Here is a 17,557-nt window from a genome sequence, read left to right as displayed (position 1 = left end):
GGGGTACGCGGTGGGTAGATGGCGCCGACCGGCGGCCTGGCAGGTCTATCTCGCCCTCTGCGCGGTGGCCTCCGGGGTCTACTACTCGTTCCCGTACGAATTAGTGCAGTCGGTCGTCGCCGGCGTGCTCGGCATGTCGGCGGCGGCCGCCATCGTCGTCGGTGTCAAGGTCAACAAGCCCGCCGTACGCTGGCCCTGGTACCTGCTGGCGGCCGCGCGCGCCTGCTTCGCGCTGGCCGAGGTCGTCTACTGGTTGCAGCACATCTCGGCCGGCGGCGACGTCTTCCCCGGGTACGCCGACTGGTTGTACCTGGCCTTCGCGGTCATGCTGGCGGTGGCCGTGGTCGGCCTCGTGCGGGCCCACCGCCCCGGCCGGGACATGCCCGGCCTGATCGACGCCCTCGTCCTGTCCACCGGCGCCGCCCTGCTCACCTGGGTCTTCCTGCTGGTCCCGTACGTACGGGCCGAGGACCTGAGCCCCCTGGGCCGAGCCGTCTCCCTGGCCTACCCCATCTCCGACCTGCTCGTGCTGGCCGTCCTGTCCCGCCTGGTGACCGGCCGCGGCGACCGCCCGCCGGCCTACTGGCTGTTCGTCGGCAGCGTGCTCGCCCTGCTGGTGGCCGACGTCGGATACGCGCTGCTGGAGCTCAGCATCGGCTACACGGCCGGCAACATCATCGACCTGGGCTGGCTCGCCATGCAGGCCCTGGGCGGAGCCGCCGCCCTGCACCCGTCGGTGACGACACTGTCGAGCCGCAGCGCCCCCGTGGCAGCCGGCGCCTCAGCTCCCCGGCGCCGCGTCCTGATGCTGGCCGCCGCCAGTCTGACCGCCCCGGCCGTGCTGGCCATCGAGTGGCTGCGCGGCATGCCGATCGACGTCCCGATCATCGTCGCCGGCAGCACCGTCCTGTTCCTGCTGGTGATCGCCCGCATGGACGGCCTGCTCCGCCAGCTGGCGGGCGCGCTGCGAGCGGTGGAACGCCAGGCCAGCACCGACCAGCTGACCGGCCTGGCCAACCGGCGCCGCTTCCACGACCGCTGGGCGGCCACCCTCACCGGCTCCACCGGCCCCACGGCCCTGCTCTACCTCGACCTGGACGGCTTCAAGCCGGTCAACGACACGTACGGCCACGAGGCCGGCGACGCGGTCCTGGTCGAGGTGGCCACCCGCATCAACGCCGCCGTCCGCCGGGGCGACGTGGTAGCCCGCCTGGGCGGCGACGAGTTCGCCGTCATCCTCCCCGAAACCGGCGACGCCCTGGCCGGCACGGTAGCCGAACGAATCCTGACGTCGCTCTCCGAGCCGTTCGACGCTCTCTCCCACCCGGTCCACGTGGGCGCCAGCATCGGAGTCATCACCACCGTCCCCCACGCCGACCCCGACACTGAACTACGCCGAGCCGACCAGGCCATGTACGCAGCCAAGAACAGCGGCCGCAACCGCGTCCACCACAGCTCGCCCGTCGCTTCCCTTCCGGATCCGGGTCGACGCGTGAACGTGACGGCCGGTGCCGGGCGGAATTCCGACAGTCAGCCGGCCGCAGCCCGGCGATAGACTCGGACTTTGCCGGTATGGGACGGCGAGGGTCATGGCAGCTCAGGCGCGCCTGCTCGGCGGCAGGTACCAGGTCGGTGAGCTGCTGGGCTACGGCGGCATGGCCGAGGTGCACGCGGGGCGTGACATCCGGCTCGGCCGCGACATCGCGGTCAAGATGTTGCGCGAGGACCTTTCGCGTGACTGGTCCTTCCAGGAACGGTTCCGGCTCGAGGCGCGTAACACCGCCGCGCTCAACCACCCCAGCATCGTCGCCGTGTACGACATCGGCGAACAGACGACCGCGAACGGTGAGAGGCTGCCCTTCATCGTCATGGAGCTCGTCGTCGGCCGCACCCTCAAGGAGGCGTTGGCCGCCGAGGGCTGGTTCCCGGCCCGGGCAGCGCTGGAGATCACTGCCGACCTGTGCGCGGCGCTGGAGTTCAGTCATCGGCACGGCATCGTCCACCGCGACGTCAAGCCGGGCAACGTCATGGTGACCCGGAACAGCCAGGTCAAGGTCATGGACTTCGGCATTGCCCACGCCATGGCCGACCCCTCGGGCATGACAAGCGCCAACGCGGTGATCGGCACGGCGCAGTATCTGTCACCGGAGCAGGCCCGCGGCGAACGGGTGGACGCCCGGTCGGACGTCTATGCGGCCGGCTGTGTGCTGTTCGAGCTGCTCACCGGCCGTCCGCCGTTCGTCGGGGACAGCCCGGTCAGCGTGGCTTACCAGCACGTGCGGGAAGAGCCGTCACCACCCGGCGCGCTGAACCCTCAGGTCACGCCCCCGGTCGACGGGATCGTGCTGATGGCGTTGCAGAAGGATCCGGCGCGTCGCTACCAGAGCGCGCAGGAGATGCGGGCCGACATCCTGCGCGCGGTCTCCAACCAACCCGTCCTCGCGGCTACCACGACGTCCGTGAACGAGCCGACCCTCGACCTGCGGCCACCACCGGGCCCCGCCCCGACGGCCGCGGCCCGCAAGCCCGGCGGCTGGTGGCGCAACATCCGGATGCTCAGGATGGCGGCCAGCGACGACACACCGCCGATCGTCTACATCCCGGTCTCGGTCGATCCGAGCTTCGGCGGGCAATCCATAGCACAGCTCGAGGCCGTGCACGCCAGGCTGAATCAGCAGATCGACGAGGCCCTCGCCCGCCGCGACTGGGAGACCGCGAACAGGCTCCGGGCGACAGCGTCCTCGGTGCTGACCGAGATCATCAGGAAGTTCCGGGCGGAGCCCGAACGAAAGCCGCCGGACACGCCACCCCGCCCGGCCACAGGCAAGATCTTCATCTGCTACCGCCGCGACGACTCGCGGCATTCGGCGGCCCGGCTGTCCTACCTCCTGGGCGAGCGTTTCGGCCGAGAGTCGATCTTCATCGACGTCGACAACGTGCCGATCGGCGCCGACTTCGTCGACGAGGTGCGACGCGAGGTCGGCAGTTGCAAAGCCCTGCTCGCGGTGATCGGCCCGCAGTGGGCCAACGCGAAGGCCCAGGGCCGCCGCCGGCTCGACGATCCGGACGACCTGGTCGTGCTCGAGATCCAGGAGGCTCTGACCTGCCGCGTCCCGGTCATCCCGGTGCTGGTCGACGACGCCCGGATGCCGCGCCTCGACCAACTGCCGGCCGGGCTCAAGCCGCTGACCCGCCGCAACGCCCTGCCGCTGGGCCACGACACGTTCCGCACCGACGCCGCCCCTCTCATCGCCGTCCTGGAGAAGGTGCTCGCCCCCACCACGAACGAACGAAGCGGCTACACGACCACCGGCACCTATTGGCCGCACAACAAAGACCAGCCCTGACGCTCTCAGCCCTGACGTCAAACGGGGTGTCAAACAGGGGCGCTGTCTTATGGGCCGTGCTCGGGAAGACGCCCGGGACTGTGTGGTCAGGAGTTTGTCGTGCCGGTTCACATGGACGTACACAATGTTGAGGGTGGCGTGGCGGGGAAGGACGTCGCCGCCGCGCATGAGGCTGATCTGGCGGCCCAGGGGGCGCACGGGGTCAACTATCTGAAGTACTGGGTGGACGAGGAAGCCGGGAAGATCTTTCTGCCTGGTGGAGGCGCCGGACGCGGAAGCAGCGAACACTGTGCACCGTGAGGCGCACGGGCTCGTCGCTGACGAGATCTACCCGATCAGCGCGCAGGGCTGAGACGAGGAGGACCGGTGGATCTCACGGTGCACCTGCTCGGTTCGCCGTGGGTCGACCGGTCCGACGGGATCTCGTACCAGGTTCGCAGCCGTAAGAGTTGGGCCCTGCTGGCCTGTCTGATTCTCAATGAGCAGCCACCGGCCCGCAGCCGGCTCGCCGGTCTCCTGTACGCCGAGGCCGACGACCCGCTGCGGGTGGCTGCTCTCGGAGCGGCGGCGGATCGCGGCGGCGTCCGAGGCGATTCTGCACGAGGCCGCGCTCGGGCGGCTGGCCGCGGGTGATCTCACGGCGGCTCGCGGTCTGGCCGTGCGAGCGGTGGAGATGAACCCGCTCGACGAGAACCATCAGGCCCTGATGATCCGGCTGTACCGGCTGGGCGGTGACGAACGGGGCGCCGAACGGTAGTACGCGGCGGTCACCGAGTTGTTCGAGAAGGAGCTCGGGGTGGCGCCCGGCATCGCGGTCCAGACCGCGATGCACGAGTCCCATCAGCGGGAACCGGACGACGCGTCGCTCGAGGCGATCGTCGAGTCGGGGGTCGCGGCGGTGGCGGCGGGGTCGGTCGAGACCGGCGTACGGTCGTTGCGGACCGCGGTCGGGCTGGCCGACGCGCGCAGTCGGACCGGTGGCGGCTGGCGGCCCGGTTGCGGCTGGCCGAGGCGCTGATCCACTCGTTGCGCGGGCTGGACGAGGAGGGGCTGGCCGCCCTGCACGAGGCCGACCGGATAGCGCTCGCGGCGCGGTCACCCCGACCTGGACCTCTGGATCGACGCCCTCGGCCGCCTGGCGTCGCGAACCGGAATTCCCGTGTGACGTAAGCAACTGTTTACTTATGGATCGGTCGGATCATAATAAGTCAGCAGGCGTTTACTTCTAGCTGTTGGGAACACCCATGACGCAGACGGTGGAAGAGACCGGGGCCGGGCCGGCCACGAGCAAGAGCTCGTTGCTCGTGCTCTATCTGGCACTGGGCGGGCTGGCCTTCGCGGTGCTCCAGTCGCTGGTGTCGCCGGCGCTGTCGACGATCGGGCACGAGCTCCAGGTGTCCACGAGTGACGTCAGCTGGGTCGTCACGGCGTACCTGCTGTCGGCCTCGGTCCTGACCCCGATCCTCGGCCGGCTCGGCGACATGCGGGGCAAGCGCAAGGTTCTGATCGGCGTGCTCGCCGTCCTGGCCGTCGGGACCGTGGTCGCCGCGCTGGCGCCCAACCTCACCGTCCTGATCGTCGGGCGCGTGCTGCAGGGTGCGGCCGGCGCGATTCTGCCCCTGTCGATCGGCATGGTCCGCGACGAGCTGCCCCGCGAACGGGTCGCCACCACGGTCGGCCTGATCTCGGCGATCTTCGGTGTCGGCGCCGGTATCGGCATCGTGGCGGCCGGGCCGATCGTCGAGCACCTGTCGTGGCACTGGCTGTTCTGGCTGCCGCTGGTTCTGGTCGTCGTGGCGCTGCTCGGGGCGATCTTCGGCATGAAGGAGTCGGCCGTCCGCACGCCGGGCAAGCTCGACGTGCTGGGCGCCGGCATCCTCTCCGTCTCGCTGGTGGCCCTGCTGCTGGCGATCAGCAAGGGCCAGGCCTGGGGCTGGGACGACGGCAAGACCATCGGGCTGCTCGCGCTGGGCGCCGTCGGGCTGACCGGGTTCGTCCTCGTCGAGCTGCGGGTCAAGGAGCCGCTGATCGACATGCGGCTCATGAAGATCCGCGGCGTCTGGGCCACCGACCTGGTCGCGCTCATCCTCGGCTTCGCCATGTTCGGCACGTTCCTGCTGGTGCCCACGCTGCTCCAGCTGCCGGCGGTCACCGGCTACGGCTTCGGCAAGTCGGTCTCCCAGGCGGGCCTGTTCCTGCTGCCGACCGTCGTCATGATGGTGGTGTTCGGTCCGCTCGCCGGCATCCTCAACCGCAGGTACGGGCCGAAGCTGCCGATGTTCCTGGGCGCGGTCTTCGTGGTCGCTGCGTTCGCCCTGCCCGCGATCGCGCACGGCCAGATCTGGCAGGTTCTCGCCTCCGGCATCCTGACCGGCGCCGGCATCGGCTTCGCCTTCGCGGCCATGTCGAACGCGATCATCGAGAGCGTCCCGGCCGCCCAGACCGGCGAGGCCACAAGCGTCAACACCATTGCCCGTACGATCGGCAGCAGCATCGGCACGGCCGTGGTGGCCGCCGTGATCACCTCCAACACCACGCCGCAGGGCCTGCCCACCGACGCCGCGTTCACCAACGGCTTCTGGGTCTGCGCCGCCGTGGCCGTGCTTGCGGTCGTCGCCGCGCTGGCCCTCCCCCGTGCCCGGAAGCGGCACGAGGAGGCCGTCGAGGCCGGCGTGGACGACCTCCCGCCCGAGCCCGACGAGATCCACCTGCTGCACCGCACGAACGCCTGAGCAATCCGGACGGGGTGTGGCCGCCTGCCCGAGCGGCCACGCAAGATCGCGGCGCGGCTCGCTCATCGGCTGGGCGGCTCGCTGGACGACCGGCGGCACCTCGACCCGGACGGCAGGTCAGGGGCTGACCAGGCCGGTGCGGTAGGCGTAGACCACGGCCTGCACGCGGTCACGCACGGCGAGCTTGGTGAAGATTCTCGACACGTACGTCTTGACGGTTTCGGGCCCGATCACCAGGCTCGCCGCGATCTCGGCGTTGGAGAGGCCCTCCGCGATCAGCTTGAGCACCTCCCGTTCGCGGGGTGTCAGCTGGGCGGCCGCGGCCCTTTCGGGGGCGGTGGGGCGCACGCGGGCGCCGAACCGGCCGATGCTCGCGGGTGACTGCGGGAGCGATCAAGGCCTCGCCCCGGGCCACCGTGCGGACGCCGTCGATCAGCTGCTCGGGCGAGGCGTCCTTCAGCAGGAAGCCGCTGGCCCCGGCCCGTAGCGCCTGATAGACGTACTCGTCGATGTTGAAGGTCGTGACCACCAGCACCTTGACCGGGTCGGTCACGCCGGGGCCGGCCAGCTGTTCGGTGGCCGCGATGCCGTCCATCACGGGCATGCGCACGTCCATCACCACGACGCTCGGGCGCAGCCGCCGGACGAGGTCGACGGCCGACCGGCCGTCCGACGCCTCGCCGACCACGGTCAGGTCGGGCTGCGAGTCGAAGATGGTGGTGAAGCCCGCGCGAATCAGGGCCTGATCGTCGCAGACCACCAGCTCGATGGTCATGCCGTTCCGCCCACGGGCACGCGGGCGTGGACGAGGAAGCCGCCGTCGGCGCCGGGGCCGGCGGTCAGCTCACCGCCGAACAGCTCGACCCGTTCACGCAGCCCGGCCAGCCCGCGACCGGACCCGCCGCCGGGGCCGGTCGACGCGCGGCCGGTGTGCACGGTGATCGTCACGGCGTCGGGGCGGTAGGTCAGCTCGACCGCGGTCGGCTGCCCGGCCGCGTACTTCAGGGCGTTGGTCAGCGATTCCTGCACCACCCGGTAGGCCGCGAGCTCCCGCCCGGCGCCCATCTCGGGCGGCGTGCCCGCCTCGGCCAGGGTGACCGGCTGGCCCGCGGCCCGGGTCGAGGCGACCAGCTCACCGACCTGGCCCAGCCCGGGCAGCCGGTCGCGCGGGGCCGGGCGGGTCGGGTCGAGCACGCCGAGCAGATCCCGCAGCTCGGTCAGCGCCTGCCGGCCGGTGTCGCCGATGACCTTCAGCGTGTCCGCGGCCGGTCCGGGGCCGGCCACGAAGCGGGCCGCGTTGGCCTGCACCACTATCGCGGTGACGTGGTGGGTGACCACGTCGTGCAGCTCGCGCGCGATGCGGGCCCGTTCGGCCGCGCGGGCCTGCTCGCTGTCCTCGGAGCGTCGTTTGCGCACGATCGCGCCGCCGACCGCGGCCAGTCCGAGCAGGACCACGAAGATCAGGTAGTCCGGGAGGCGCGCGGTCGAGCCGGCCGCACGAAGGGCGGAACACAGTCCCACGTACGCGACGACGGTGGCGACCACCAGCGGGCCGCGGAAACGACGCTGGTACAGGCCCGCGCTGTAGAGCGCCACGATGAGCCCGGCCCCCGCGAAGCTCTGGTAGCCGCGGAGCTCCTGCACGGCGAACCCGGTCCCGGCGGCGACCAGCACGGCCGAGGGCCACCGGCGCCGTACGGCCAGCGGCAGCGTCATCGCGACGGCGGCGAGCACGGCCAGCACGTCGGCCGGGCGCCGGGGCAGCTCCCCCAACCGGGTGCCGGCCGCGGCCAGCGGCGGCACGAAGGCCAGCGCCAGCAGGACCAGTCCGCCGAGCCCGTCGCGGATCACGACCGGCCGCGAGCGCCACCAGCCGAGCGGCACGATGCGCCTCGAACCGGGCCGCGCCACCCGCCAACCCCGCTGAGCCACCGAGGCAGCGTACCGGGTGATCATTTGCGACCGGCGGGAACGAAGCGCGCCCGGCGGAGCAACAGGAAGCTGAATCACGGGGGAACGCTACGGACACTGACCCGGGTCGATAGTCACCGTGCGGTGGTCAATCCGCGGTAGCTCGCTCGGGGGATGCGAGGAAGTCGAGGGCGTGCCGCAGCAGGTCGGTGGGGCCGGTGAACCACAGGGCGTCGGCGCCGGGCGTCAGCTGCAGGCGGGCCCGGGGCAGATGGGTGGCCAGGTAGGTGGCGTGGCCGGCGTCGACGTTGAGGCAGCTGCGGCGATGCAGCACCAGCGTCGGCGCGGTGATCCGCGGCAGCCGGTGGCGCAGGTCGGCGCCGGTGGCCACTGTGCGGACCGCGAGCGCGACCGACGGGCCGGCGCCACGCCGGCCGAGGCTGTTCCACCACCGGCGGAAGTTCTCGTCGGCGGCGACGCTGGGCGCGGCCTGGGTGACCGAGTCCACGCCGTGGGCCGGGTCGGCGGGCGAGACGGTGTCGCGGATCAGAGCCTCGGTGGTTTCCCGGTCCAGGCCGTACGGATAGTCGGGGCACCGGGTGTAGCGCGGGTAGCACTGCGCCAGCACCAGTGAGCGCACCCGTTCCGGGTGGCGGGCGGCGAACTCGAGCGCGACCAGCCCGGTGTCGAAGTTGGCGAACAGGTCGGCCCGGTCGACGGCGAGGGTGTCGAGGACCCGGCCCACGTCGGCCACCCACTGGTCGAGCGGGTCGCGTCCCGGATCGAGCGGGTCGGAGAGGCCTATCCCCCGCCGGTCGAGGCACACCACGGCGGCGTGCCCGGCCAGCGTGGTCAGCGCGGCGCGGGCGTGGGCGCCGTCGAGCAGTCCGTCGATGGTGAGCATGCCCGGGTTCAGCACGAGCAGATCGCGGCCCTGCTCGGACAGCCTGGTGAAGGCGGTCGAGCCGTCCGGGCCGGTCGCGTAGCGCACAGGCGGCGAGGACGGCAGCCGCAGCACCTCGGCCTGGGCGTCGCGCAGCGCGGCCGACGGGTCGAGGCCGACCTCGACGAGCGCGGCCCGGGCGGTGGCCGCGGCCCGCAGCGCCTCGACCGGCCGGCCGGCCCGGTGCAGGGCTCGCACGTAGTGCACCCACAGCGGCTCGTCGAGCGGGTCGGCCGCGGTCAGCTGGTGCAGCTCGCCCAGGGCCGAGGCCGGGTCGCTGCCGGCGGCGAGGCAGCCGAGATGTTCCTGGACGAGCAGGCGCCGCTCGCGCCGCCAGCCCTGGCGCAGCGCTTCCGCGGCCACGGTCTCGGGCAGCTCGGGGTCGGACCGCCACAGCTCGCGTGCCTCGGCGAGCGCGGCCGCGGCGTCGTCGGGGCGCAGGCGGCGGGCCCGGGCGCGGGCGGACGCGACCAGGCCGACGTCGGTGCGCTCGGGCGCCAGGGCGAGGCGGTAACCGTCGCGGCCGGCCCGCTCGATGTGAGCCTCGGGTTCGACCGTACGCAGGACCCCCCGTACGCGGGAAAGGTGTGCCCGCAACGTCTTGACGGCCGACGGCGGCGGATCGTCCCAGAGCAGCCGGGCCAGCTCGCCCAGCGTGACCGCGGCCGGCGCGCGCAGGGTGAGGATGCTCAGCAGCTCACGGGCCTTGCGGTCGAGCCGCCGCGCGGGATCGTCGTCCGGGGCGATGACCCCGGCCGTCCCGAGCACGCGCACGACCACACCGCTCAATGTAGGACCACATCGGAACCACATCCACAGCACAACGGGCCCTTCGTAGCTTCGGCCCATGACGATGTTCAAGCCCGGCGATCCGGGCTACGACCGGCACCGGCTCGGCTGGAACCGGACCTTCGAGTCGCACCCGGCGCTGATCGCCGTGGCCGCGACGACCGGGGACGTGCGCGCCGCCGTCCGCACCGCCCGGGATCACGACCTGCCCCTCGCGGTGCAGGCGACCGGCCACGGGCTGGTCGCTCCGGTCGACGGCGTTCTGCTGCTCAAGACCACCGCCCTGAACGACGTCGAGATCGACCCGGCCCGCCGTGTGGCCCGGGTCGGGCCCGGCGCGGTGTGGGCGGACGTGAACCGCGCGGCCGCCCGCTACGGCCTCGCCGGGCTGGCCGGCCGGTGCAGCACGGTCGGGGTGACCGGCTATACGCTCGGCGGCGGCCAGTCGTGGCTGTCGCGGACGTTCGGGTTCGCAGCCGACAGCATGATCAGCGCCGAGGTGGTCACGGCCGGCGGGGTCGCCCTGACGGCGAGCCCGCGGGAGCACCCGGACCTGTTCTGGGCGCTGCGGGGAGGCGGCGGGAACTTCGGCGTGGTGACATCGCTGGAGTTCCAGCTGTATCCGGTCGCGCGGGTCTGGTCCGGCATGTCGCTGTATCCGCTGGAGCGCGCGTTCGACGTGCTGGCCGCGTACCGGCAATGGGCCTCGACCGAACCCGAGGCGATGAACACGGCGGTCCTGCTGCCTCAGGTGGACGGCCGCCGGGTGCTGGCCATCCGGGCGTTCCACCACGGCGACGACGGCGCCCGGGCCCTCGCCCCGCTGCTCGAGGTGGCCGGACCGCCGCTGCTCGACGCGTTCGCGATGCGGGCGTTCCCGGAGGCCAGTGCGGCTACGAACGGTCCCGACGTCCCGCCCGTCCCGAACCGGCAGGAGATCGAGCTGTTCCGCACCCTGCCGGACGAGGTGCTGCACGCGATCGTCGAAGCGGGCGCCGGGGACTCGCCGCTCGCGTTCGTCGAGCTGCGGCACTGGGGCGGAGCGATGGCAGCCGGTGACGGCCCGGCCGGGCACCGCGACGTGCCGTTCTCAGTCATGGCGGTCGCACCCTTCCCCACTCCCACCGAGGTGACCCTCGACCGGCTGGTCCGGCGGATACGCCCGTACGCGACCGGTGGTTCCTTCCTGACCCTGCTCACCGATCCGAGCCGGACCCGCTCCGCGTTCACCACGGCCAACTACGAGCGCCTGACCGAGGTCAAGCGCTCGTGGGATCCGGCCAATTTCTTCCGTACGGGCCACAACATCCCACCGGCCCCCATCCGAAAGGCAACCTCATGACCCGCATCCTGGTCACCGGCGCCACCGGCAATGTCGGCGCCCATGTCGTCCGCGAACTGCGAGCCCACGGTGCGGACGTACGCGCCTTCAGCCGCGCCGTGGGCGACTTCGACGATCCCGCCTCGCTGCGGCGCGCCTTCGACGGCGTCGACCGCGTCTACCTGTGCGCCGCCGACGGACCGGCCAAGGTCCGCCACGAGACGGCGGTGATCGACGCTGCCGCCGAGCACGGCGTCGACCGGATCGTGAAGCTCTCCGCCCAGCACGCCGACCGCGCGTCGGACGTCCCGGCGTACGGCTGGCACGGCGAGATCGAGGCTCACCTGCACCGGTCGGGTGTGCCCGCGGTGGTCCTGCGCCCCGCGTTCTTCATGACCAACCTGCTCATGGTCACCGCCTCCGGCACCCTGCCCTCCCCCACCGCCGGCCGCCGGGTGGCGATGATCGACATCCGCGACGTGGCCGCGGTCGCCGCGGTGACGCTGCTCGAGGACGGCCACACCGGCCGGACGTACGACCTGACCGGCCCGGCCGCGATCACCTTCGCCGAGGCGGCGGACGCCCTCTCCGTTCGTTTCCTCGACCTCACCGAGGAACAGGCCCGTCCCCGCTTCGAGAACGCCGGACTGCCCGACTGGCTGGCCGCTCAGCTGGCCGGTGTCTTCGCCCTCATCCGGGCCGGTGGTTTCGAACGCGTCACCGACCACGTCCGCACGATCACCGGCCGTCCGGCCCGCGACATCAACGACTTCGCGGCTTCCCTGGCCCCCGCGAACTGACGGGGCTGCGGCGGCATGGTTCGATACACGGCGACATGCGTGTGCCGATCATTGCCGCCGTTACCCTCGTCGCTCTGGCCGGCGCGGTTCTTCCGCTGCGGGAGACCGAGGCTCTTCCGCTGCCGGCGGCTGTTCCGCTGCGGGCGGTCGAGAAGCCGGGCAGCCTGTTCCTCCGGCACGGCACGGGGGCTCCCGTCATGGTTGTCGCGCACCGCGGCTACTGGCGGGGCGCGCCGGAGAACTCCCTCGGGGCGGTCACGCAGGCTGTCGCGCACGGGGCGCAGGTGGTCGAGGTCGACATCCGGCGCACCCGGGACGGCGAGCTCGTGCTCATGCACGACGACAGCGTCGACCGCACCACCGACGGCCGGGGGCGGGTGGCCGACCTGACGCTGGCCGAGGTGCGGGCGCTGCGGCTGCGGGAAGGGCTGGGCGGCAGGTACGCGCCGGTCACCGCGGTGGGCGTGCCGACGTTGCGGGAGGCCCTGCTGGCCCTGCGCGACAGCGGTGCCCTGGTCAACCTGGACCGCGGATGGGCGTACCGGGACCAGATCTACGATCTGCTCGCCGAGCTCGGCCAGGTGGAGCAGGGCATCTTCAAGAGCGGCGCGCCGATCGACGAGGTGACCGCGTTCCTCGAACGGGATCCGCGAATCCTCTACAACCACGTGGTCGGCGACGCCAACGCGGTGGACATCGGCGCCTTTCCGCCGGGGCGGCCTCCGCAGGCGTACGAGCTGGTCTTCGACCGCCTGACCGACGCCCAGATCCAGCCGGCGGCGGTGGCGCGGGCGAAAGCCACGAGCCGGGTGTGGGTGAGCACCATGTGGTACGGGATGGCGGCCGGCTACACCGACGAGGCGTCACTGCGGGATCCCGCGCTCGGCTGGGCCACGCTGGTCGAGCGGCACGGCGCCGACATGATCCAGACCGACGACCCGGACGATCTGAGCGCCTGGCTGGGCGCCCGCGACCTCGGCCGGCCATGGCCGCAGCAACCCGCCGGCACGGTGCGGGTGCAGGCCGAGGACTACTCCCCCGCCGGCAAGGGCCTGGGCTACTACGACCTGGACGACAACAACCGCGGCGGCGCCGCCCGCCCGTTCGAGGGCGTGGACGTCGGCGACACCGCGGGCGCGATCGTGGTCGGCTGGATCCGGGCCGGCGAGTGGATCCGCTACGACGTCGCCGTCCCCCGCAGCGGCAACTACCGCGTCTCGGCGCGGGTGGCCTCCCCGTACCGCCCGGCCGGCCGCTTCACCCTCACCTTCGACGGCGCCCGCACCACCCCGCCGGTCGAGGTCATGACGACGACCTCCCACTACGCCTTCGCGACCCAGGTCGTGATCCCGTCCTGGCGCCTGACCGAGGGCGCTCACACCGTCGTCCTGCAGGCCGACGCCGACCGATACCAGAACTTCAACCTCGACTACCTGGAGTTCACGCCGCTCGACTGAGCCCTGCCCGCTCGGCGCGGAGGGCACATAATCGGTGCATGGTCCGGCTCCGGGTGGCACTGGTCGTGCTGGTGGTGCTGGCCCTGATCCTGGCCGCGATCTGGTTCCTGCAACGACGGTTGATCTACTTCCCCGACCGGGCGACGCCGCCCCTGGTCGCCGGGGCCGAGCCGGTCACCCTGCGCACGAGCGACGGGCTGCGGCTCGGCTCCTGGCTGTTCCGGCCACCTTCCGGTACGCCCGATCAGCGCACAGCCGTGCTGGTGGCGCCCGGCAACGCGGGCAACCGGCTGGGCCGGGCGCCGCTCGCCGCTGCCCTGGCGGCCGAGGGCTTCACCGTGCTGCTGCTCGACTACCGCGGCTACGGCGGCAACCCGGGCCGGCCGAGCGAGGAGGGGCTGGCCCGCGATGCCGATGCCGCCCGCGCCTTCCTGGTCGAACGGGCCGGGACCAGGCTGGTCTATCTCGGCGAGAGCCTGGGCGCGGCGGTCGTGACCGGGCTGGCGACCCGGCACCCGCCGGAGATGCTGGTGCTGCGGTCGCCCTTCGCCGATCTGGGGTCGGCGGGCCGGGAGCACTACCCGTTCCTGCCGGTCCGGCTGCTGCTGCGGGACGAATTTCCGGTCGCCCAGCCGATCCGCACGATCACCGTGCCGACGCTGGTGGTCTACGGCACGGCCGACTCGGTCGTTCCGCCCGAACAGAGCATCACTGTGGCCGACAATGCCGCCGGGCCGGTCCGGGTCGTCGCCGTCGAGGACGGTGGCCACAACGACGACTACCGCGAACCCCTCGTGACAGGCCTGCTCAGGCGAAGCTGGTCGTAGCCAGGGCGGCCGCCACCAGCAGACCCAGCCCGTTGGTGGCCCAATGCAGGGCGGCGGCGGCCAGCAGGCTTCCGCTGCGGCGGCGCAACTCGCACAGCAGCACGCCGGCGAGGGCAGTGAAGGCGACCGCGCCCAGCACAGCGAGGATGCGGCCGGCCGTTGAAGAACCGAAGACGGTGCCGACGGCGGCGTTGGCATTGTTGAGGCGCAGCGACGGCAGGATGTGCCACAGGCCGAACAGGACCGAGGACGTGATGCTGGCCCACACGGCGCCACGGTGGCGGTTGACCAGGCCGAGCAGGACGCCGCGGAACGCGATCTCCTCCAGCAGCACGGTGCCCAGCGGCACGATGATGAACGCGGTGAGCAGGGCGGCGCCGGGGTGCAGGTGGTAGCGGACGTCGTTGAACGCGGGACGCGTCAGGGGCAGCGCCACCCCGATCGCGTAGACGACCGCAACGGCCAGGATGGCGCCCACGGCGTACTTGAGCCCCGGCACGAACGTACGGCGGGAAAGCCCGAGATCGTGCCAGCTCAGACCGGACCGGCGGGCCAGGAGCACGAGCAGCACGGCAACCAGCGGACCGGCCACCAGACCGGTGTGGTTCGGGCCGTACTTGTCGGCGACGTTCACCGCGGCGAGGATCAGGACAACGGCGCCGAGCAGGAGGAACAGCCTGCGGCGGGACTGGGGTTTGACGGCAACTGGAGGCATGACCGGGCGAAGCGTACCCGCGCCGGCGGGTCTCACACCTCGGCGGCGAACTCCTGGAGACCGACGACACGTAGCAGGTCGAACCGCTCGCGGGTGTCGTCGTCAGCCGGGGTGAGCACCAGCAGGAGCTGGCCCAGATCGGGCGTGACCAGGGTTTCGCAGTGCATCAGGAGCGGCCCGACCCGCGAGTTGACGAAGGTCTTGTGGTCGAAGCGCCGGACCGCGACCTCGTGTTCCGCCCAGAGCCGGCGGAAGGTCTCACTCTCGGCGTTGAGCCGCGCGACCAAGCGGGCGATCGTCGGATCGCCGTGCCGCCGCCCGGCCACCGCGCGCAGGTCAGCCACGATCACCCGGGAGTGGCGTTCCTCGTCCTCCGACGGGTGGACGGCGCGGGCCACCGGGTCGGTGAACCACCGGTAGGCGTGATAGCGCCGGTCGCCCTCGAGGCCGACCTGGTCGCCGGAGAGCAGCATGGCCCCACGGTTCTGGGCGAGAGTCTCCCCGAGATCGGAGAGCACGATGGCCGGAGTGTCACCGAGCAGGTCGAGCATGCGCAGCAGGCCCGCCCGGGCCAGCCGGGCCGTGCCGTCGGCCGGTGGCGGCTGGTGGCCGGCCAGGTGGAACAGGTGGTCCCGCTCGTCGTCGGACAGCCGCAGGGCCCGCGCCAGCGCGCCGAGCAGCTGCGTGGAGGGCTGGCTGCTGCGGCCCTGTTCCAGGCGTACGACGTAATCCACGGACATGCCGGCCAGCATCGCGACCTCTTCTCGCCGCAGACCCGCCGTGCGACGCCGGCGCCCGTCAGCCAGGCCCACCTCGGCCGGGCGGATCGCCTCGCGGCGGCGGCGCAGGAAGTCGGCCAGCTCATCCCGTTGCATGCCCTCCATGCTGCCCCGGCGGGGCCGGCACAACCAGGGACTGCCGCTCCCACGATGAACTCTCCGCTCCCGCCCGGCCCGATACGGGCGCATGGTCGACACAGACCAACGAAGGAGCACACGATGCAGACAATCACCCTCGGCACGACCGGCCCGACCGTGGGCAAGCTGGGGCTCGGCGCCATGGGCATGTCCCACGGCGTCTACGGAGCCACCGACCGGACCGAGAGCATCGCCACCGTGCACGCCGCGCTCGACGCGGGCGTCACGCTGATCGACACCGGCGACTTCTACGGCATGGGCCACAACGAGTTGCTGCTGTCCGAGGCGCTGCGCGGGCGCCCCCGCGACAGCTACCAACTGAGCGTCAAGTTCGGCGGGCTGCGCGGCCCCGACATGTCCTGGAACGGTCAGGACGGCCGGCCCGAGGCGGTCAAGAACTTCCTGGCCTACACGCTGACCCGGCTCGGCACCGACCACATCGACATCTACCGCCCCGCCCGCCTCGACCCGGCCGTCCCGATCGAGGAGACGGTGGGCGCGATCAAAGAGATGATCGACGCCGGTTACGTGCGCCACGTCGGCCTGTCCGAGGTCGGCGCCGAGACCATCCGCCGCGCGAACGCGGTGCACCCGATCGCCGACCTGCAGATCGAATACTCGCTGATCTCACGCGCCATCGAGGCCGAGATCCTGCCCACGCTGCGCGAGCTGGGAATCGGCCTGACCGCGTACGGCGTGCTCAGCCGCGGCCTGATCTCGGGCCACTGGAACGCCGGCCGCAGCGGCGAGCCGGGCGACTTCCGCGGCTTCACGCCCCGCTTCTCCGGCGACAACCTCGACCACAACCTGACCCTGGTCGAGGCCCTGCGCCGCATCGCCACGGCCAAGGGCTGCACGGTGGCCCAACTAGCGATCGCCTGGGTGGCCGCCCAGGGCAACGACATCGTCCCCCTGGTCGGCGCCCGCACCCGCGAGCGACTTGCCGAGGCCCTGCCCGCCCTCGAGGTAACCCTGTCCGACGACGACCTGGCCGAGATCGAAAAGGCCGTCCCCGCCGGCGCGGCCAAGGGCGACCGCTACCCCACCGCCATGATGGCCACCCTGGGCGCCGGCAACTGAGTCTTCATAGCTCGACGGCAGAGGCCTACAAGGCAACCGCATGATGGTCGAAGGCCGGCTCACCACGTCGGCAGCGTGTTGGGCCGGGCATTCCTAGTCGCTTGCACCAAGAAACGCGGCACTACCTCGCGCAGGGCTGGCTTTACGGGTTCGCCGACGGCAAGGGCGGCTATCCGCTCGACTGGACCGTGCTGAAGGCCTGGGGCAGCGACCGGCCGGTGCCCGAGCGCGGGCCGGGCAGCGAACGGCGACTACCTGCTGCCCACCGTGTTCCACTCGGTGCAGTCGGACGAGTCGCGGCACATCAGCAACGGCTACGCCACCCTGCTCATGGCGCTGGCCGACGAGGGCAACCACCAGCTGCTCGAGCGCGACCTGCGCTACGCGTGGTGGAACAACCACCGGGGTTCATCCGCCGTCGCATTCCGCTCTTCGTGCGCCGCGCCGTCACCATGACACCCGCCCTGGTGGTGCTGGCCCTGGGCCTGCCGGTCACCGACAGCCTGGTGATCTCGCAGGTGGTGCTGTCGTTCGGCATCCCGTTCGCCCTGGTGCCGCTGCTGCTGCTCACCCGTCGCCGCGACATCATGGGCGCCTTCGTCAACAAGCCCCTCACCACCGCCGTGGCCGCAGGCATAGCCACGCTCATCATCGGCCTCAACGCTTTCCTGCTCTACGACAGCTTCCTGGCTGAGCGCCGTTCTGCTCCCCGTTAGCA

The 17,557-nt window shown here is 72.0% G+C and carries 18 protein-coding genes and 1 pseudogene; 14 read left to right on the top strand and 5 right to left on the bottom strand.

Annotation, left to right across the window (positions count from 1 at the left end; genetic code table 11):
- Positions 1–10 precede the first annotated feature (10 nt).
- The 7 genes from KXC43_RS53035 (at position 11) to KXC43_RS44435 (ending at position 6,079) form a co-directional block, all read left to right on the top strand.
- On the top strand, positions 11–1,555 hold the full coding sequence (locus tag KXC43_RS53035; RefSeq protein ID WP_221382323.1) for a GGDEF domain-containing protein: 1,545 nt from the start codon (positions 11–13) through the stop codon (positions 1,553–1,555).
- A gap of 34 nt (positions 1,556–1,589) precedes the next feature.
- Positions 1,590–3,347, top strand: coding sequence for a protein kinase domain-containing protein (locus tag KXC43_RS44455; protein ID WP_221382322.1), 1,758 nt, complete (start codon positions 1,590–1,592; stop codon positions 3,345–3,347).
- Positions 3,348–3,446: 99 nt separating this feature from the next.
- A complete protein-coding gene (locus KXC43_RS44450; protein WP_308129537.1) occupies positions 3,447–3,647 on the top strand; it encodes a nickel-binding protein in 201 nt (66 codons plus the stop codon).
- Positions 3,604–3,699, top strand: coding sequence for a hypothetical protein (locus tag KXC43_RS51990; RefSeq protein ID WP_308129536.1), 96 nt, complete (start codon positions 3,604–3,606; stop codon positions 3,697–3,699). The genes KXC43_RS44450 and KXC43_RS51990 overlap by 44 nt, the downstream gene beginning before the upstream one ends.
- 126 nt (positions 3,700–3,825) lie before the next feature.
- Positions 3,826–4,104, top strand: a complete 279-nt coding sequence (locus tag KXC43_RS44445) for an AfsR/SARP family transcriptional regulator (RefSeq protein WP_221382321.1) — start codon at positions 3,826–3,828, stop codon at positions 4,102–4,104.
- An 18-nt stretch (positions 4,105–4,122) separates the two neighbouring features.
- Positions 4,123–4,365, top strand: coding sequence for a hypothetical protein (locus KXC43_RS44440; protein WP_221382320.1), 243 nt, complete (start codon positions 4,123–4,125; stop codon positions 4,363–4,365).
- A 226-nt stretch (positions 4,366–4,591) separates the two neighbouring features.
- Positions 4,592–6,079, top strand: a complete 1,488-nt coding sequence (locus KXC43_RS44435) for an MFS transporter (RefSeq protein ID WP_221382319.1) — start codon at positions 4,592–4,594, stop codon at positions 6,077–6,079.
- A 117-nt stretch (positions 6,080–6,196) separates the two neighbouring features.
- Here KXC43_RS44435 and KXC43_RS44430 read toward each other — a convergent pair.
- The 3 genes and pseudogenes from KXC43_RS44430 to KXC43_RS44420 all read right to left on the bottom strand — a co-directional run bounded on the left by KXC43_RS44430 (position 6,197) and on the right by KXC43_RS44420 (position 9,713).
- Positions 6,197–6,854: pseudogene (locus KXC43_RS44430) on the bottom strand (response regulator).
- Entirely contained in the window at positions 6,851–8,011 is a 1,161-nt protein-coding gene (locus tag KXC43_RS44425; RefSeq protein WP_221382318.1) for a sensor histidine kinase, read from the bottom strand. Before KXC43_RS44425 ends, KXC43_RS44430 begins: the two are co-directional and overlap by 4 nt.
- Before the next feature lie 127 nt (positions 8,012–8,138).
- Entirely contained in the window at positions 8,139–9,713 is a 1,575-nt protein-coding gene (locus KXC43_RS44420) for a bifunctional AfsR/SARP family transcriptional regulator/alpha/beta hydrolase (RefSeq protein ID WP_221382317.1), read from the bottom strand.
- A 67-nt stretch (positions 9,714–9,780) separates the two neighbouring features.
- On the opposite strand from KXC43_RS44420, the gene KXC43_RS44415 reads away from it, so the two are divergent.
- Genes KXC43_RS44415 through KXC43_RS44400 form a run of 4 tightly spaced genes read left to right on the top strand, consistent with a single transcriptional unit; the run spans position 9,781 to position 14,127 of the window.
- The gene (locus KXC43_RS44415; RefSeq protein WP_221382316.1) at positions 9,781–11,064 is read left to right on the top strand and encodes an FAD-binding oxidoreductase; all 1,284 of its coding nucleotides are present in this window, start codon (positions 9,781–9,783) and stop codon (positions 11,062–11,064) included.
- A complete protein-coding gene (locus KXC43_RS44410; RefSeq protein WP_221382315.1) occupies positions 11,061–11,843 on the top strand; it encodes an SDR family oxidoreductase in 783 nt (260 codons plus the stop codon). The genes KXC43_RS44415 and KXC43_RS44410 overlap by 4 nt, the downstream gene beginning before the upstream one ends.
- Before the next feature lie 35 nt (positions 11,844–11,878).
- Positions 11,879–13,300 carry a glycerophosphodiester phosphodiesterase family protein gene (locus KXC43_RS44405; RefSeq protein ID WP_221382314.1) on the top strand — a complete coding sequence of 474 codons (1,422 nt, stop codon included), beginning with the start codon at positions 11,879–11,881 and terminating at the stop codon, positions 13,298–13,300.
- Positions 13,301–13,338: 38 nt separating this feature from the next.
- A complete protein-coding gene (locus KXC43_RS44400; protein ID WP_221382313.1) occupies positions 13,339–14,127 on the top strand; it encodes an alpha/beta hydrolase in 789 nt (262 codons plus the stop codon).
- On the opposite strand, the gene KXC43_RS44395 is transcribed toward KXC43_RS44400, so the two are convergent.
- Entirely contained in the window at positions 14,108–14,842 is a 735-nt protein-coding gene (locus KXC43_RS44395) for a CPBP family intramembrane glutamic endopeptidase (protein ID WP_221382312.1), read from the bottom strand. The two genes, KXC43_RS44400 and KXC43_RS44395, sit on opposite strands and share 20 nt — an antisense overlap.
- Before the next feature lie 32 nt (positions 14,843–14,874).
- Positions 14,875–15,717 carry a helix-turn-helix transcriptional regulator gene (locus KXC43_RS44390; RefSeq protein WP_221382311.1) on the bottom strand — a complete coding sequence of 281 codons (843 nt, stop codon included), beginning with the start codon at positions 15,715–15,717 and terminating at the stop codon, positions 14,875–14,877.
- Between the two features lie 123 nt (positions 15,718–15,840).
- On the opposite strand from KXC43_RS44390, the gene KXC43_RS44385 reads away from it, so the two are divergent.
- The 3 genes from KXC43_RS44385 to KXC43_RS51980 all read left to right on the top strand — a co-directional run bounded on the left by KXC43_RS44385 (position 15,841) and on the right by KXC43_RS51980 (position 17,555).
- Positions 15,841–16,839 carry an aldo/keto reductase gene (locus tag KXC43_RS44385; RefSeq protein ID WP_255645879.1) on the top strand — a complete coding sequence of 333 codons (999 nt, stop codon included), beginning with the start codon at positions 15,841–15,843 and terminating at the stop codon, positions 16,837–16,839.
- Between the two features lie 267 nt (positions 16,840–17,106).
- Positions 17,107–17,295, top strand: a complete 189-nt coding sequence (locus KXC43_RS51985) for a hypothetical protein (RefSeq protein WP_308129535.1) — start codon at positions 17,107–17,109, stop codon at positions 17,293–17,295.
- Positions 17,274–17,555 carry a divalent metal cation transporter gene (locus tag KXC43_RS51980; RefSeq protein WP_308129534.1) on the top strand — a complete coding sequence of 94 codons (282 nt, stop codon included), beginning with the start codon at positions 17,274–17,276 and terminating at the stop codon, positions 17,553–17,555. The genes KXC43_RS51985 and KXC43_RS51980 overlap by 22 nt, the downstream gene beginning before the upstream one ends.
- Positions 17,556–17,557 lie beyond the last annotated feature (2 nt).

The sequence above is a fragment of the Paractinoplanes polyasparticus genome (assembly GCF_019710575.1).
Classification (GTDB): domain Bacteria; phylum Actinomycetota; class Actinomycetes; order Mycobacteriales; family Micromonosporaceae; genus Actinoplanes; species Actinoplanes polyasparticus.
The sequence above is the reverse complement of the archived record's forward strand: the minus strand, read 5'-3'. Positions and strand labels throughout refer to the sequence as shown.

Excerpts from the sequence above, each read along its gene's own strand:
- KXC43_RS44445 (WP_221382321.1), top strand. The coding sequence starts at position 3,826 with ATGAGCAGCCACCGGCCCGCAGCCGGCTCGCCGGTCTCCTGTACGCCG.
- KXC43_RS44400 (WP_221382313.1), top strand. The coding sequence starts at position 13,339 with ATGGTCCGGCTCCGGGTGGCACTGGTCGTGCTGGTGGTGCTGGCCCTG.
- KXC43_RS44390 (WP_221382311.1), bottom strand. The coding sequence starts at position 15,717 with ATGCAACGGGATGAGCTGGCCGACTTCCTGCGCCGCCGCCGCGAGGCG.
- KXC43_RS44395 (WP_221382312.1), bottom strand. The coding sequence starts at position 14,842 with ATGCCTCCAGTTGCCGTCAAACCCCAGTCCCGCCGCAGGCTGTTCCTC.
- KXC43_RS44455 (WP_221382322.1), top strand. The coding sequence starts at position 1,590 with ATGGCAGCTCAGGCGCGCCTGCTCGGCGGCAGGTACCAGGTCGGTGAG.
- KXC43_RS44385 (WP_255645879.1), top strand. The coding sequence starts at position 15,841 with ATGCAGACAATCACCCTCGGCACGACCGGCCCGACCGTGGGCAAGCTG.
- KXC43_RS44405 (WP_221382314.1), top strand. The coding sequence starts at position 11,879 with ATGCGTGTGCCGATCATTGCCGCCGTTACCCTCGTCGCTCTGGCCGGC.
- KXC43_RS44435 (WP_221382319.1), top strand. The coding sequence starts at position 4,592 with ATGACGCAGACGGTGGAAGAGACCGGGGCCGGGCCGGCCACGAGCAAG.
- KXC43_RS44415 (WP_221382316.1), top strand. The coding sequence starts at position 9,781 with ATGACGATGTTCAAGCCCGGCGATCCGGGCTACGACCGGCACCGGCTC.
- KXC43_RS44410 (WP_221382315.1), top strand. The coding sequence starts at position 11,061 with ATGACCCGCATCCTGGTCACCGGCGCCACCGGCAATGTCGGCGCCCAT.